16 protein-coding genes are annotated in these 16,556 nt (G+C 37.7%); 7 read left to right on the top strand and 9 right to left on the bottom strand.

Annotation, left to right across the window (positions count from 1 at the left end):
• Nucleotides 1-38 precede the first annotated feature (38 nt).
• Both VCM44_RS10905 and VCM44_RS10900 read right to left on the bottom strand, forming a co-directional pair.
• A complete protein-coding gene (locus VCM44_RS10905; RefSeq protein ID WP_334678795.1) occupies nt 39-833 on the bottom strand; it encodes a DsbA family protein in 795 nt (264 codons plus the stop codon).
• 78 nt (nt 834-911) lie between these two features.
• The gene (locus tag VCM44_RS10900; protein WP_120404163.1) at nt 912-1,877 is read right to left on the bottom strand and encodes a hypothetical protein; all 966 of its coding nucleotides are present in this window, start codon (nt 1,875-1,877) and stop codon (nt 912-914) included.
• 141 nt (nt 1,878-2,018) lie between these two features.
• Here VCM44_RS10900 and VCM44_RS10895 point away from each other — a divergent pair, with 141 nt between their 5' ends.
• On the top strand, nt 2,019-2,660 hold the full coding sequence (locus VCM44_RS10895; RefSeq protein WP_115361948.1) for a hypothetical protein: 642 nt from the start codon (nt 2,019-2,021) through the stop codon (nt 2,658-2,660).
• A gap of 3 nt (nt 2,661-2,663) precedes the next feature.
• Here the strand turns inward: VCM44_RS10895 and VCM44_RS10890 are convergent, their stop codons facing one another.
• Both VCM44_RS10890 and VCM44_RS10885 read right to left on the bottom strand, forming a co-directional pair.
• Nucleotides 2,664-3,815 (bottom strand): SpoIID/LytB domain-containing protein, encoded by a 1,152-nt coding sequence (locus tag VCM44_RS10890; RefSeq protein WP_115361950.1) that lies wholly within the window; start codon nt 3,813-3,815, stop codon nt 2,664-2,666.
• Nucleotides 3,816-3,894: 79 nt separating this feature from the next.
• Entirely contained in the window at nt 3,895-4,734 is an 840-nt protein-coding gene (locus VCM44_RS10885) for a hypothetical protein (RefSeq protein ID WP_334678794.1), read from the bottom strand.
• A 161-nt stretch (nt 4,735-4,895) separates the two neighbouring features.
• On the opposite strand from VCM44_RS10885, the gene VCM44_RS10880 reads away from it, so the two are divergent.
• Nucleotides 4,896-5,108 (top strand): hypothetical protein, encoded by a 213-nt coding sequence (locus VCM44_RS10880; protein WP_115361954.1) that lies wholly within the window; start codon nt 4,896-4,898, stop codon nt 5,106-5,108.
• A 4-nt stretch (nt 5,109-5,112) separates the two neighbouring features.
• Here the strand turns inward: VCM44_RS10880 and uvrC are convergent, their stop codons facing one another.
• Entirely contained in the window at nt 5,113-6,993 is a 1,881-nt protein-coding gene (uvrC, locus tag VCM44_RS10875; protein ID WP_115361956.1) for an excinuclease ABC subunit UvrC, read from the bottom strand.
• 87 nt (nt 6,994-7,080) lie between these two features.
• On the opposite strand from uvrC, the gene VCM44_RS10870 reads away from it, so the two are divergent.
• Complete coding sequence (locus VCM44_RS10870) at nt 7,081-7,503, top strand: hypothetical protein (RefSeq protein WP_115361958.1); 423 nt, start codon at nt 7,081-7,083, stop codon at nt 7,501-7,503.
• A gap of 290 nt (nt 7,504-7,793) precedes the next feature.
• Here the strand turns inward: VCM44_RS10870 and VCM44_RS10865 are convergent, their stop codons facing one another.
• On the bottom strand, nt 7,794-9,674 hold the full coding sequence (locus tag VCM44_RS10865) for a hypothetical protein (RefSeq protein ID WP_334678793.1): 1,881 nt from the start codon (nt 9,672-9,674) through the stop codon (nt 7,794-7,796).
• A 153-nt stretch (nt 9,675-9,827) separates the two neighbouring features.
• Between VCM44_RS10865 and VCM44_RS10860 the strand changes: the two genes are divergently transcribed.
• Entirely contained in the window at nt 9,828-10,376 is a 549-nt protein-coding gene (locus VCM44_RS10860) for a hypothetical protein (protein WP_334678792.1), read from the top strand.
• 29 nt (nt 10,377-10,405) lie between these two features.
• Here VCM44_RS10860 and VCM44_RS10855 read toward each other — a convergent pair whose 3' ends face one another.
• Both VCM44_RS10855 and murJ read right to left on the bottom strand, forming a co-directional pair.
• Nucleotides 10,406-10,846: a hypothetical protein gene (locus tag VCM44_RS10855; protein WP_115361964.1), complete on the bottom strand. Its 441-nt coding sequence runs from the start codon at nt 10,844-10,846 to the stop codon at nt 10,406-10,408.
• 100 nt (nt 10,847-10,946) lie between these two features.
• Entirely contained in the window at nt 10,947-12,524 is a 1,578-nt protein-coding gene (gene murJ / locus VCM44_RS10850) for a murein biosynthesis integral membrane protein MurJ (RefSeq protein WP_133296939.1), read from the bottom strand.
• A 42-nt stretch (nt 12,525-12,566) separates the two neighbouring features.
• Between murJ and VCM44_RS10845 the strand changes: the two genes are divergently transcribed.
• The 3 genes from VCM44_RS10845 to feoB all read left to right on the top strand — a co-directional run bounded on the left by VCM44_RS10845 (nt 12,567) and on the right by feoB (nt 15,430).
• Entirely contained in the window at nt 12,567-13,142 is a 576-nt protein-coding gene (locus VCM44_RS10845; RefSeq protein ID WP_199506642.1) for a deoxycytidylate deaminase, read from the top strand.
• An 84-nt stretch (nt 13,143-13,226) separates the two neighbouring features.
• Nucleotides 13,227-13,457, top strand: coding sequence for a FeoA family protein (locus VCM44_RS10840; RefSeq protein WP_158536869.1), 231 nt, complete (start codon nt 13,227-13,229; stop codon nt 13,455-13,457).
• Nucleotides 13,457-15,430: a ferrous iron transport protein B gene (feoB, locus tag VCM44_RS10835; RefSeq protein WP_334678791.1), complete on the top strand. Its 1,974-nt coding sequence runs from the start codon at nt 13,457-13,459 to the stop codon at nt 15,428-15,430. The genes VCM44_RS10840 and feoB overlap by 1 nt, the downstream gene beginning before the upstream one ends.
• On the opposite strand, the gene VCM44_RS10830 is transcribed toward feoB, so the two are convergent.
• Nucleotides 15,427-16,515: a hypothetical protein gene (locus VCM44_RS10830; RefSeq protein WP_115361975.1), complete on the bottom strand. Its 1,089-nt coding sequence runs from the start codon at nt 16,513-16,515 to the stop codon at nt 15,427-15,429. The genes feoB and VCM44_RS10830 overlap by 4 nt on opposite strands.
• Between the last annotated feature and the right edge of the window lie 41 nt (nt 16,516-16,556).

Here is a 16,556-nt window from a genome sequence, read left to right as displayed (position 1 = left end):
TGCAGGCCTTTTATTAAATATAGAAATGTATATTTGAATTAGTTCAGCTTTAGCTTCCCTTTCTCTTTTAATAGATCAATGATCATTTCAAAGTGTGACATTGGGTAAGCACCTTTAACTGGAACACCATTGATTACGAAACCAGGAGTTCCTTGGATTTCAAATTTTCTTGCTTCAGCTTCATCGGCCTTAACTCTATTTACAACGTACTCAGACTTAACATCTTTAGCAAGTTTAGTCATGTTAGCACCAACTTTCTTTGCTGCTTGCTTTAGGTACTTTTCTTTGTACTGTCTAAGTTTCTGCTGACCTTCTTGAGTAAAAAGCATATCGTGGAATTCAAATGCCATCTTTGGATCTTGTAGACGAAGAGCTTCATAGTACTCTGCTGCAATTCTTGCTTCAGAATGGAATGAAAGTGGAAGGTGCTTATAGATAAACTGTACTTGACCTTCATACTTTTCAAGCATTGGCTTTACAACATTTTCAAATCCTCTTGTACAATATGGACATTGAAAATCTGAGTATTCAACTAGAGTGATCGCCCCACCTTTTGTACCACGGATAGATTCATCCTCTCTAATTTCTGGCTTAAGAGGATTCTCAACAAATCCATGAAGTTTTTTATTCTCTTCCTCTTCTCTTTTCTTGGCCATTTCAGCTTTTGCATTTTGAGCTGCTGTTTGTAGAGCTTCCATAACTTCAGCAGGGTTTGCTTTAATTGCTTCTGCTAAAATAGTTGGATCATCTTTAAGAGCTTGTTTAATTTGATCTTTACCTACACAGCTGGCAAGTAGAAGAAGTGACATTACAATGCCGATTGATTTTTTCATTACTATCCCTTTTGTTGTTTTAAACAATAATTTCACGTCAAGTTATTATTAGAATTCTACTTGAACAAAATGAAATACTCAATCATCTTTTGCAGAGTACTCTTTTTCCATGTAGTCGAGATAGCGGTTTATGACACGTGTTTGATTACGCACATACTTATAACCGATTAAATGAACTCTTGAGGCATATCGTCCACTAATGAAAGATCGCATTGTGGCAAAAATCCCGAAAGCAGGTGTAGCAACCTTGTTATAGAGATAGAGTAGAAAAATACCATAAGAAATAATATTGACAATAATTGTGATGTAGAGAATGTCGTTTTGCAGTAACGCCATGTTAACTAAGTAATCTTTAAAAACTTTACTATCTGTTAAGATATGATTAACCACCATAATAATGGCGTCAAAAAGAGCAAAGTTTATAATCGTAATAATCATTCCCATCAGTATACAAACAATCGCAACATAGAAACTCTTATTAAGGAAGAACATTGATTCAAAGACAGGCTTGTGTATCTTTTTGTATTTATTTGGAACTTCAATTTTAGTTAAAACACCACTCTTTCTAAAAGTTTCAGTAGTTGTAAAAAACCAGTCACTAAAATTCGATAGTAATCTTAGCTCAGAACTAAAATCAGCATCAAATGTTGCATCTTTATTTTCTGCACATAGAAACTCATTACAATAGTCTGCTATCTCATCAAATGGACGAAGCATTAATTGAGCAAGAATAATTCCTGCAATTAAGAGACAAATAAATGAAAAGATCACCCATGGCCAAACTTCGACTAAGCCTATCTGTAGGTAGTCTAAGATAAGATCATCAATAATATAATCAAGATCCTTTCTAAATGTAGTAATGTAGATAACTGCCGACTTTAAAAGAAACCAATTTAAGATGAAGCCAGCAATGATTGATAGAAAAGGTAGAACTGCAAAAATGAGTCCTAGCTTCAAACGAAACTTTGCCTGGTCATCCTTTTTAAAGTCTTTTAAGGATTGTGCTACGACATTAAACATTGATTTCTTGAAATTTTCGTACATAAGTAATTCTATAAGTTGTTTTAATTACATATCTTTTCGGCTCATGATCTTTATTTCTTAATTAATTTTATCAATTTCTAAAGAAAATCTTCAGAGTCGCCGATACAGGAAGTAGCGTGAATATTAATATTTGAGGATATTATGAAAAAGTTTAAATTATTGATGGTTGCTACAATTACTTCAATGTTAATTACAAGCTGCGGTAGTGACTCAGGTGGCGGTGGCGGTGCTACAAACTTCTCTGGTTGGGGATCTAACGGAAGCGGTAATGTTGCAAGAGGTGTTGAACAACTTCACAATAGCCTTGAAGGCCACTTCCCATGTAGTACAGAAAGAGTTTTCATGAGTACTTATCTTGATAGTTATCAAACAACGTCCCAAACAAATGGAACGGGAATTATTGGTAATTTAAAACAAGGTGCCATGGGTGGAGAAACTGGTGATTACTATGCGGGAGCAAATGGTAATAGCGATATTCTCATTATAGCTAAAACAACAAATGGAAATAATGTTGGATTCAATTATTATTTCTCTTTTTGTGGGCGCTACTTTACTGATAATCAATATGGAACTGGAAAATACCCTCTATTAGCAAAAGAACGAGGTGTTAACGGTATTCAAATGACTTCACCTTCAGTTCTAACAGCAACTGCATTTTGTCCAACAAATGTAATCTCTGCTGGTCAATTCTACGTTTATGTACCACAGTACACTTCACCAAATGGTGTACCGTTACAAGCAACAGCGTTGACAATCAACTTTGCTCCTCCGGGATGTCAGTAAGACTTAATACAATTTTAAAATATTTAATTTAGGAAAATAATGGGCCAGAATTTCTTTATGGCCCTTTCCTTTTTGGGCAAGACCTAAGGCACCTACCTGACAAAGACCCACACCATGGCCATTACCTTTTCCAACGAATTGAAGTCCTTCGCGGCCAAGATCAACAAGGTAAAAGTAATTAGAAGGAAAGTCTACTCGACCAAAATAGCGACGAAATAAACTCTTTTTAATCTTTATCTTATTCTTTCCATTTCTAACATAGATGGCCTTCGCATTTTTCTTGTCTGGATAAATTGAAAGTTTCTTGTGTAGCTTTTGTTTTTTTACATATCCCTTTCTCATACCCCACTCAATCATTTTTTTAAAACGAATTTGAGTGATCTTTGAATCCCAGTTCTTCTTTCTTTGGCAATAGGCACACTTTACAGTGGAGTAACCATGAACTTCATTTGTCCATACATCGTCAGGTTGTAGAGTATTTCCGCCACAACTTGCATGAAAAAATGCTGGTACAAGATTCCCTTGTTTATTTGTTAGTACCATTCCAGCTGTTTTTCTAGCAGCTTCAATTGTACTTGCTGTTACATCATTAAATGTTCCGTTTACTTGATGCTTTTCAGAATTCTCTAAATCGTAGAGTGTATCATTTTGAAGTCCTGAACTCATCATATGATGAATTGCATATGTTCTAGCTGCTACGGCCTGAGCTTTTAAGGCCTCAACTGGCCAAGAAGCATTCATCTCTTTTGCTAGTAGTGTTGCAATGTAATCATCTAATTCCATCTCATTGACAACATCGCATGACTTTCCATCTTCACTTGTTACAATGTGCATCTGCCCCATGAATTGTTTTTTTTCAAAACCAATAAGACCTGTCTTTGAAGTTAAAGAAGCGAGATATTGTGGCCTTATCGAGCGAGCATGCTTTAAATTTCCGCAATTTATTTTTATTTTCTTAAAGCCTTTAAAGCTTTTCGATTTATTAGTTGCAATAACTTCTCTCGTTATTCCAACACCTTCTAGAAAGACCTTGTTTAAGTTCTTAGCGACTCTCACTTTAATAGTGTGACCTGACTTAAAATTTTGAAGTGGACTAATTCTTGCAAAAGAATTGAAAGTGAATAAAAGAATAAAAAGTAAGAATAGACTTCTCAAATATCATCGTCCTGATTCGTGCGGCATCCTTGCCAAGCAACTTAATCTATTAAAATGATATATGATTTTACTATACTACTCAACTTGTAAGAAATTTAATCGCCTTTTGCATATCGGCCCAAGCCGTTTTCTTCATCGACTCATTAACTTCTAATAGCTTAGGGTGGAAAAGTGGCATTGTTTCAATTACTTGAGTTTTTCCATCAACTTCAGTTTGAATAGAATGGAATACTCCATGCACATTTGCCAATCGAACCTGCTTGTCTAAGCACAGCTTAGTGGCAGCCGCTCCAAGAGGAACAAGAAGAGAAGGCTTAAAGTGTGCACAACAAGAAAAAATAAATTCTTTTGCATCTTTTTTAATAAAAGGAACTCGAATAAAGCGCCCTGAAGAGATCTTCATCGCCTTAATCATTCTTCCCATAATATCTTGATCAGACTCAATCATTGATAGCGGAAGAAAATCAGGAAACTCTGACTCCTCTATTTCATCTAATCCAAAAAAGATAATATCAATTTCACCTTGATAGTCCTGATAACCAGGAATTGTCTCTAGTTTCCAATTTTCATTATATTTTTGAATTAAATTTGTGAACGATGTATCAACTTTAACCAAAGATGAGCTGGCCTTTTTTTCCACTTCAATCTTTACTGGCGCAGGGTTGTCTACTATAGGAACTTCAATTTTCGTTTCTTGAGGCTTTGCTGCAATCTCTGGGACATTCACCTCAAAAGACTCTTTCTTGGTCTCAATAGGCTTATTAGAGGCTTCATTTGAGCTAAGAGTACGACCTACTAACTTAGGAAACCACAGGGTATTTTCAAAGATTTTTGCATAGTAATTCGGCTTCTCATTAGATGAGATTTTTAGCTTATTATTGAAATCTTTAGTTAATTTTGAAATTAGTTGTTGTGCCATTCAATTCTTTCCTATGGGTAAAATATCCCTAAGGCACTAAAATTAAAAGCTTAAATTTTAGAAGATTTATAAGCCTCCGATAAATCTAGCATACCCACTGAGGACACCCTGCATCAAAGAGTCCAAAGTTACGGGGAATTAGATTTTAAAGGAGCTACTACATGTCTTTCGATCCAGATTTCCAACTTGAAAATTTCGAAGAACTTTTTGGGGATTTCGAGCAAGTACATAAAGTATTAAATGAGTGTCCAGTTTGTGGTTCAAATATGGTTCACACACACTTATCAGATTATAAGAATTTGTACATACACGAGAATTCGAGATGTACTGATTGCGGGCACGGCAATCGAAAAAAAATTCACCATATCAACTAGCACTCTATTTCTGAGGGAATTCTTTTAAAAGTTTTAATTGAATTCTCTCAGCAATACTCTCCTTCACATTTAACTTGTGGCTAATTTCAATCAAAGATAATTGCGCAAGCTCTTTTAAAGTTAAATCCATATTCTCGTGAATAGTTTTTAAAGTCTTCTCTCCAATCCCCTCAATATCATCAAACCATGAAGTAAAAATTCGATCCTTTTCTTTCTTATGATGTAGCTTACGAGAAAAACGATGGGCCTCATCTCTCATTTGAACAACAATTCTCATTAGTGAAGGTGTCTTCTTTAAAATATATGGATTAATGCGATTAGGAATAATTAAGCGCTCATCAGAACTTGAAACCTCTTTATCTTTAAAAGTTTCACTCTTACTTGTTTTTATTTTTGCAATTCCAACAACAGGAATATCTAATTCAAAATCTTCCAAAACAGCTAAAAAGCTTGAAACCTGCCCTTTACCACCATCGACAATAAAAACATCAGGTAGCTTTCCTTTCTTAAGCCTTCTTGCGAGAACTTCTCTCATCATAGCAAAGTCGTTATTACCTTCAGGCCTCTCTTCCAAATGGTAGTAACGGTATTGAGTCTTATCGGGTTTTCCATCGCGAAAAACGATTTGAGAAGCAGTTGGAGACTTACCTTGCCAAATGGCAACATCAAAACATTCTAAAATCTTTGGTGTCTCTTTTAGTTTTAAAAGTTCCTTTAACTTATTTAAACCGATCCAAGGGCCATCCATATTTTTAACGCGAAAGCGCTGATGCTCTTTTGCATGATCATACGTTAATTCATAAAGGGACTTCATTTTTCCAATTGGTTTTTGAACTTCTATTTCTTCGTCCACAACCTCTTTAAAAGCCTCGCTAATCATTGCAAGATCATTCTTTTTCTCGTCGATATAAATGCGACTTGGAAGTTTTTCTTTAGTATTAGAATAGTACTGAAATAGGAATGTTTGAAAAAGTTCGTGATTCTCTTTGTCACTATCCCCTTTCCCAAAATGAAAGTTCTTATGTCCTAATAAAATTCCCGATCTCATCATATAAATAGAAATATCGACTTCTAGCTCTCCCACATGATAAGCGGCAATATCAAAATCTTTCTCAGTAGATAATTCTACATTTTGTTTTTGATAGGCCTTTGAGAATTCTTTTAATTCTTCAATGCTATCGCGGATTTCAGCAGCACGTTCAAAATGCTCTTTTTCAGCTTCCTTAAACATTCTCTCTTCAAGAGTTTTTAAAACCTGACTACTTCTTCCCTCAAAGAAATTAATCACATTATTTAAATCAACCTCATAATCTTCACGTGAAATATAATCCACACAAGGAGCAGAACATTGTCGCATTTGATAGATAAGGCACGGCCTTTTTCGTCTGCGCATCTCCTCAATTGAACAGTCTCTCAATGTAAATGACTTGGTTAAAATACGAGAAATCTTGTGAATATTACTGCCTGTGGTGAAAGGACCAAAAAGGCGAACCTTCTTCTTTCTCTTAGGTCTTCGAGTATAAACTAGTCGTGGAAACTTTTCATTGAGATCGATTTGAATATAGGGATAACTCTTATCGTCTTTTAATTGAATATTATACTTAGGTATATGCTTTTTAATTAAGTTATTTTCTAAGATATATGCTTCAGCATCAGTCTTAGTCATGATGAAATCAAAGTCCTGAATATGAGAGACTAGGATCTGTGTTTTCGGTGACTTCTCTGAACTATTAAAATAACTAGAAACTCTCGCTCTAAGATTCTTCGCTTTACCAATATAGAGGATCTCTTCGACGCCTGCTCGCTTGCGTTTCATCAAATAGCAGCCGGATTTCGTTGGTAAATGTTTTGCTTTTTCAAGAAGCTGTAAAGTATTTTTCTTCATTATAATTATCTACATATAACCTTTTATTCTCTTTACTTTAACACTATTCCCCATTAAATTGATCAGATCATTAAAAGGAAGAGGTAAATGTCAAAACTAGGTGTTGGTAAGGAAATTGTAACATATTGTAGCAAATGTAAACTCGATCTTGCTCATTTAATCGTAGCAATGAAAGATACAGAAACTCCACATAAAGTTCTGTGTAATACATGTAAGTCAACTCACGCATACAAAGCTAAAAAAGTAGCTTCTCCAAGTGCTGCTCGTAAGAAGGCAGGAACTAGAAAGAAGCGTGTTTCTACTGAAGATAAAATTATCAACATTTGGGAAGATGCAATGGCAAAGCTTGATGGTGATCCAATCAAGTACAATATTCGCCAAAAATTTGAAATTGGTGATGTTATCGGCCACCCAACTTTTGGCCCTGGTTTAGTTGAAAAGAACCTGGATGCCAATAAGATCGAAGTCGTTTTCCGCGGCACAATCAAAGTTCTCATGCATAACAAATAAAAAAAGAGCTTAATAAGCTCTTTTTTTATTTGTGCGTCCTTCGTTTGAAATGAGGGTATATACGAGAGAGAAACCTTTAGGTTTCTCGGTTCGCCAAAAACGCAATAAAAAGAGCTTATTAAGCTCTTTTTTTATTTGTGCGTCTATTGATTCTTTTACATTGCACCAACTTTCCCATTGGCCTAGAGGCAACAAAGCCTGCATAAACGCAGGCTTGTTGAATTGATTATTTATTTCATTGCAATGAGGCCTACTACCGCATCAAATCTTGCTTACGCAAGATGCTGCGGCTAGTTCATTCCCCAATTCATTCCAGCGCCACCTTGGACACCAATACTGAATTGACCATTAAGTGCTCCACCGGCCATTGAGCCGTAATTTACACCAGAGTTATACATTCCAGAGTAATTATTAGCATAGATATTCTGCTGAGCATTTTGTAAATTTCTATAAAGGGCCTGATTTGCATACATTGCAGTTGCTTGGTTCTGGTAGTTACCTTGAGCAACAGCTTGTCCCTGTAGTCCATTAATATAACTTTGGAATTGTTGTGTTTGGTATGCAGAGTTTCCTCCACCATTAACACCCCAGTTTCCATTAGCACCCCAGCCACCGCCAGCGTTACCATTTAGACCCCAGCTTGTTCCACCGTTGACTCCCCAGCCACCGTTGTTTCCAGCGCCCCAGTTACCATTACCTCCGCCGGCCCAGCCGCCATTAACGCCCCAGCCACCATTGATATTTCCGTTTCCACCAGGGTATGTATTTCCACATGAACAAGGAGCAGAGATACACATACAAGCTGCGTTTCCGCCTCCATTTCCACCCCAGTTTCCACCAGTGTTAATTCCCCAGTTTCCGTTACCACCGGCTCCTGGATATTGTCCTGGTGCTGGATAAGTTGGATAAACTCCACCGTTTCCACCCCAGTTTCCGCCTCCATTGACGCCCCAGCCTCCGCCAGCAACACCACCTGGATACATTCCTGGATAACCTCCAGCTCCAGCACCGCCGTTAATACCCCAACCTAAGTTGAATCCTGCATTAACACCTGCTCCTGGATACATTCCCATTCCAGAACCTGGGTACATTCCCCACGCTCCTCCTGAGTTCATTCCCGGATAAGCACCGATTCCAATATTAAGTCCAAAGCCTGCTCCGGCCCCAGCTCCTGGGTAACCAGACATTCCTGGATACATTCCAACACCCATTCCGCTGCCCATTCCCATTCCGAAATTAGCACCAAAACCTGAGCCGAAACCAGATCCAAATCCAGCTCCATATGGGTAGCCACCCATGCCCATACCCATACCTGCACCCATTCCAAATCCTGGATACATACCACCGTAGATATTTCCGCCAGGGTACATTCCTGGGTATCCACCCATTCCCATACCACCATTCATTCCGACACCGCCATTAATACCGATTCCGAAACCTGCGTTACCACCTGTAAGAAGTCCAGCAAGAGCTGATCCTGCAAGAGATCCTAGTGGATTCATATAAACATTTGCTTGGTAACCGCCACCAAAGCCGTTACCCATTCCACCCATTCCAGGGTATCCACCCATGCCAAATCCACCACCGCCGTAGATTCCGCCACCGAAGTTTGGTCCGGCCATTCCACCAAGGAAGCCACCTGTGTAACCTTGACCTTGCCAGCCATTTCCTACACCACCAAACATTCCACCAGTAAGTCCAAGACCACCAGCATATGCACCATAACCGTAACCATTACATGAATTGAGCATATTAGATTGCTCATCTGGAAGGATTGGGTTTGCCCCTCTTTCTAGGTTGTAGTTATGATATGAGTCGATTGAGCCATGACATGACTTAATTCCGTTTTCAAAAGAATTTGCCCACGCTTCTTGTGAATCAGCAGCGTGTTTTGATTGAAAATAAACACTTCCCATAGCAGCAAGAGAAGGGATTGCAACTTTAGCGACTTCGGCCCACTCGTTTCTTTCTGGTAGTTTAGGTAAACATTCCACACAGAAGTCACCGTTGTCTGAACCACCTCGAGAAGCTCTGGTTACACATGCCGCTGCATCATCTTCATAGCCATTGTCTCTTAAATAGATACAATCGCTGATATCGATTTCAGCATATGTGTTGAACATCAGTGCTGCTAACAAGATGCTCTTTGCGCTAATAAGTCTTAACTTCATAGTTTTCTCCATAAAAACTTTAACAATCCTCATCTTCTTAACGACAGAATATGAATAAAACTTAAGCATTACGGCGACTTTTTTTATAAACTACTGATTTAACTGATTAATATTACGTTTACGAAGACAAAAAGACAGGCTAAATTGTCGGGTATGAGTAATACATTTTGGTGGATCCTTCTCATTTGCGTCTTAATTTTTGCCACTTATGCTGCCTTTGTTATTAAAGGTGAAAAGGAAGTGGCCCTAAAAGATGCTATCCCCTTCCCATTTTTTGGATTAGAAATTCCCGTACCACCTTGGTGGACATTAACAACTAACGAAGATGAATTAAAAATATTTGAAAGAACTGACACACGCTACGAGTGGCAGTCGCGCTTTAGTTTTTCAACAGAAGAATACAAAGACCTGCAAGATGCTTTTGAACAACTTGCAATTAAAAATCAACTTGTCTTCGATAAAGACACTTCCATCATTCATGAACCAACTTCCTTTAAAGAGCTACTAGACCAAGGGATCGAAACTCTTAGGGTGGAAGGAACCGCAACCAAAGCTCACGAGCTTCGTGTCTACTACGATGCTGCCTTATTAAAAGTTGATGATGGGATTGTGATATTAGAAAGTGAAAGCTCGGTTTTAAATGGTCTACTTGAGGGACCGTTTTTTGAGCAAGCGCTACATCACATCAAAAAACAGAAATAAAAAAGGCTCCTTTCGGAGCCTTTCTAATATTAACGACTTCTAAAAGTTCTAATATTTTGTACTAGGAAGTTGTGAATCTCTTCATCCGTTCCGAAAACGTCGTCGATGAATTCACAGCCAATTAAGAATCTTGTCATTCTCTTTGCAATATTATGAAGAGACTCTACTAAGTAAAGGCCACCAATATTCTCACCACTAAAAGACTTAATGATTTCTTTACGAGCGTGATTGAACATTTCAGACTCAGTTACATCTTCAGGCATATTATCTACACCCATTTTCTCTTCAACTTCTTCAATTGCTTGGTCACGAATATCTTCGTCAGTTGCAAGCGCTACACCAAACTCAGTTGCCATTGCTTCGATAAGTTTCTCGCGATTTGCAATATCGAACTCAATAACACCTTTCTCTTTAAGTGTATTAATTGTATGACTCGCTAAATTTTCGAGTGTTTCAAAGTTTGTTCTCATTTAATGCTCCAAATATATAATCTTCTTAAGTTTAACGACTTGCAAGCGGTGAAGCAAGGCAAATAATGTAAGAAACTAATAAAATTCTAACGACATAGGACTACTTTCGACGCAGAAGCTTATTTAAGAAGCGCTGAATTAAAACGTAATCACCTAAGACACTCAGCGCAATAAGATAAGCTAATCCCCCTCCTAATGCACTTATACTAAATGCACCAAGGTTATCCACAGTAGAAAAAATATTCACGGGAAAAAAGGAACGTAAATAAGATGCTGTAAAAAAAGCAGCGACAGCGCATAAGCAAATTTTAAAAAATCTAATTGGAAAAAAGAATGTTAACTCTAAATTTAGCATACGAAATAAAAGTACTGACTGAGTAACGATGATAAAGATCATTGAAACAGAAGTTCCCATTGCAAGAATTTTAAAGCCATAAGTTTCGACAAGTGAAATACAAAAAATAATATTAATAAGTACTGCAATTGAAGAAATCGTTACAGGAATCTTTGGCCTATCCAATGTATAAAAACTCGGTGAGAAGACCTTATATAGGCCATAAAAAGGTAGACCAATCAGATAAGCATAAAGGGCCTCCGTTACCATCTTAGTATCATCTAGCCCAAATGCTCCTCTTTGAAATGAGATTGCAACAGTATCTTGAGCAAGAGCAAACATCAGGGCCATGGCCGGCATAAGTACAAAGAGACTAGTTATATAGCTTGTTTGTAGAGCTTTTTTTGCATCTTCTTCATTTCCACTTCTCCACAACTCAGAAAAATAAACGAGATTTGAGTTTCCAATTGAAACCCCTAGGATTCCTACTGGAAATTGAAAGAGACGAAAAGCATATTGAAGCCATGAGACGGCACCGATAACAGTACCTGTAGCTAAAAATGTTGAAACAAGTAAATTGATTTGCGTTGCTGCAACACCAATTGTTCCAATACTCATACGCTTTAAAATTTCTTTTACATCTTTTGAGAAGATATCAATTTTTTCAACCTTAAATAAACCCTTGCTCACAAGCATTGGTAGTTGGATGGCCATTTGAACAAAGCCACCGACTAAGACACCGATCCCAAGAGAGACAATTGGATGAAGATTTCTTGCTTCTAAATACTTTGGCAATGAAACCATCGAGATAATCATGATGATATTAAAGAAAGCTGGTGCCATCGCAGGCGCAAAGAACATGCGATAAGTATTTAAAACTCCCATAAATAAGGCAGCAACAGAAACAAAGGCCAAAAAAGGAGACATCATACGAGTTAAGAGAATCGACATCTCAAAGCGATTGGCATCACTTGTGAAAAGCTCATTTGTTAGAAGCTGAATTAATTCAGGAGCGAAAATAAAAATAAGCCCACAGATTAAGGCCGTCACACTAAAGAGAACAATGGCCATTGACCATAATAAAGTTCTGGCGTGCTTATCCCCGTCGACTTTTGCACTGGTAAAAATTGGCACAAAAGCAGCTGAAAAGGCTCCTTCAGCAAAGAGGTCTCTAAGCATATTGGGAATTCGAAAAGCAATCTGATAGGCATCTGTTAAACCTGAAGCACCAAATAATTTGGCCATCAAAATCTCACGAGCAAAGCCCAGAACGCGACTTGAGAGAGTCGCCATGGCCATTTTTATAGAAGATAATAAAAAATTCTTTCGGTGTTCAGTTGTCATTACAATATTTTGCACCACCCTCTATGACTTAACAAGTTGCCAATGAATGCAATATTTTCTAATCTTGTGGCCATGAGAACAGACATGGAAAAGACAATTAATCATATCAGCACAAAGAGTGCTGTGAACTGGGATGAATACTTCATGCTTCAGGCCATTATGGCCAGCTACAAAAGCAAGGACCCGGCCACTAAAGTGGGATGTGTTTTTGTTGATGACAATAATCATCAAATAACTTTTGGTTACAACGGATTTGTTGCAGGGATTGATGAGTCGAAACTTCCATGGGGAAAAGAGAGAACAGTACCTCTTGAGCATCAAAAATATGGCTACGTTGTTCATGCGGAAGCAAATGCTATCCTTCACTCTAACCGCCCACTCGCTAATACAACTTGCTACGTGACACTCTTTCCATGTCATGAATGTGCCAAGCTACTTGCCTCTTCAAAGATCAAAGAAGTCGTATACTTACAAGATAAGCATGCTGGATCAGAAACAAATCGCATCGCTCGTCGCATCTTTGACCTGACGGGAGTCACTTATCGTCAGCTTGAACTTGGAGAACATGTTCTAGACTCACTCATAGCACACTTTACAGACGCCTTTTACCGCGACTAGAACGTTGCACAATTTTCAGTAAATCCCTAGACAAGTTTGACTAATGAAACTATAGTAAGCCCGTTCAGACAAATGGAGAATACTATGGTTTTATCGAAGGCAAAGAAAGGCGCAAGCGTAAAGATACTATCTTTTAGCAACGAGCTTAAGCACAAAACAATAATGACTGGTTTAGGTATCCTACCTGGTGATTCAGTTTATATTGTTGCTCCTTCATTTCTTGGCTCTCCTTTAACTCTAAGATTAACAGATGGTGAAACAGTTGCTCTTCGTCTAAGTGAAGCAAGCTTCATTAACGTAGAGGAAATGCAATAATGAAAAAGACGCTACTTATAGGGCCAGCAAACTCTGGAAAATCTGCCATCTTCAACATGCTCTCAGGAGCAAATAGAAAAGTTGCAAACTACAATGGTATTACTGTTGATACTGCAACAGCGGGACTTATTTCAAACTCTCGCCATGAAGAACAGCTTGCTATTGTCGACCTTCCAGGGATCTATTCTCTAGTTCCTTCATCAATTGATGAAGCCGTTACAACTTCAACTCTAATTGGAAGAAATAACCAAGTAACAGAGTTTCACGATGTTGTTTGTGTTGTGGATTGTGCACGTCTAGACTCTTCTCTTTCATTAACTCTTGCAATGAAGGATCTCTTTGGTGGAAAGATAAAAGTTATCTTTAATAAGATTGATCTTGATATCGCAAAGAATTATGACTTTGATAAAATTGGTCAGCACCTTGGTGTTCCTTATTTAAAGTTTTCAACAATGAGAGATAGCAGTGCCACTGTCGATCAATTCATAAGAGAAAATGCATCAGCTTCTGTATTAACTCCAGTTAATAAAATTCAACTTTCAAATGAATCAACAGAGTATAATCCTTTTAGTGTTAACTTTGAGGAAGAAGAACATATTCAACTAGAAAATGAAGTTGCAGCTCTTTCAAATATTGAAAAGTATCAAAGAGAAGCACGTGATCTAAAAGCATCATATGCAATAGGAAAGAATAAAGGACTAATTCAATTATCAAATAAGATTGACCATATTGTTCTTCATCCTATTCTAGGTGGAGTTATCTTCCTGGCCGTTTTCTATTTAATCTTTCACTCAATCTATACTTGGTCAGGCCCAGCAATGGATCTCATCGATGGTGGCGTGGGAGCTTTTGGTGAATACGTAAGTTCAATACTTCCTCCAGGCATGCTCAATAGCTTTATTGTTGATGGTGTTATCGCTGGAGTTGGTGGGGTTATTATCTTCCTACCACAGATTATGATCCTCTTCTTCTTACTAAGCCTTTTAGAACAAAGTGGATATATTTCTCGTGCTTCAATTATTACTGACCGTGCAATGTCATACTTTGGACTAAATGGAAAAGCATTCCTTCCTTACCTTTCTGGATTTGCTTGTTCTGTACCTGCAATTATGGCAACGAGAACAATCTCAGATAAGAAGGAACGTCTTGCAACACTTATGACGATTCCTCTTATTACTTGTTCAGCAAGACTACCTGTTTATATTCTTTTAATCGGAACTTTTGTTCCAGAGAAAACAATATTTGGAATCTTCAATTCACAGGCACTTTCATTCTTCTTCCTATATTTCCTAGGAAGTTTTGTGGCCTTAATTATTGCAAAGATATTTAGACTAACTCTTTATAAAGGTAGTACGACTTCATTTATTATTGAACTACCACTCTATCAACTTCCAACTCTTAAGCCGGCTTTAAAGGCCATGACTTTTAAGGGAAAGGTTTTCTTAAAGAAGGCCGGAACAATTATCTTAGGTCTTTCGATGGTAATTTGGTTTCTTTCAACATTTCCAAAACCAGCGGAACAACTACTTGTTGGAAAAACTGATGCAGAAGTTGCTTCGATCTCACTTGAGCATTCAACGATTGGGCAATTTGGAAAACTAATTGAGCCAGTAATTAAACCACTTGGATATAACTGGAAAATGGGTGTCGGTATTACTGTTGCTATGGGGGCCAGAGAATTATTTGTTTCTACACTTGGAACAATCTATGCTCTTGGTGATGTCGATGAAGAGTCCACAACTCTTAGACAGCGCCTACAATCAGAGATCGATCCAGTCACTAATAAACCAGTTTTTAATACGGCCGTAGCTTGGTCACTATTAATCTTCTTTGCCTTTGCCATGCAGTGTATTTCAACACTTGGTATTGTAAAAAGAGAAACAGACGGTTGGGGACATGTCTTTCTCATGTTCGGTTACATGACAGTTCTGGCCTACGGTGGCGCATTCATCACATATCACATTTTAATTTAATTACATTCATATATTCTCACGGCATCGGATAATAAAATTCCGATGTCCAGAGGATCTCTTTCCAATATAACTGAAACCATTGTATCTGGTTCAACACTTTGTTTGCCAAGTGGATACCAACCACCTTTTCCTGACTTCATATTATAATTGATTAACCTTGAGAAGATCTCTATATCCTCTTGAAAGACAGTCACTTTAGCATTGGAGAGACCGCCAATAGTTGTCACTCGATAAATATCAATACAGTAATTTCTATTTTTAGGAATGAAGCTATAAATAGCGTATGCGTATTCATCCTCACTCATTCGCACCGTGCTTTCTTGATAGCCTTTAAGATTACTCTCCTGCCAATCACCATATTCACGATACCCATCATTACTAGTAAATGATTTCTCATCCATTCCTTTGGCAAAGATCACCGCTTCTTTATTCACGTTAACATATTTTCTTCCCTGACAATCTTCATTCTCTTCTAGACGAGAGAAACGAACTTCATCAGCTCTTAATTTCTTGAGATCTTCAATACCTTTATAAACAATGACCTTGGCTTCTTGTTCATTAGTAAATGTAAATTCGCCAAGAGGATACCAGCCTTTGCGATCCGTCGGTAATGACATATTCACGCTGGCCACTCCAATTTGTTCAGTTCCATCAAAGATATCCACAAATGCACTTTCGGTTGCATCAGGAGATGTTACTCGATAAAGCCATATACAATAAGTCGAATCACCTAGTTGATCTGTTAGATAAATACTTTGTGCCGTTGGGTCTACTGAATAGCGAGAAATACTGCCTCCGGAGCCACGAAGTTCATCCTGAAACCATGCTCCTTCCTGAATAAAGCCATCTGTATCCTCTTTAGAATTATCATTTGTAATGTCAAAGTAATTTCCAATAGTGAGGCTTTCAACACCTTCAACATAGGTACTGGCCGGAGAGCGATCAACTGCCATTGCACCTTCATTAGTTTTCACAACTTCTGAACTTGTTGTTCTAAGATTATGTCCTCTTCCTAGACAAGCGATGAGAACAATTAATGAAATTGGAATAAGAGAATAAGTGAACAATTTTCTAAATTTTGACATATGTGCCTCTGTAGCGTTGTTCTACACACATCTTATCAGCT

This window comes from Halobacteriovorax sp. DPLXC-1, assembly GCF_036903125.1.
Lineage (GTDB): Bacteria > Bdellovibrionota > Bacteriovoracia > Bacteriovoracales > Bacteriovoracaceae > Halobacteriovorax_A > Halobacteriovorax_A vibrionivorans.
This window is presented reverse-complemented; position numbering and strand designations above follow the sequence as displayed.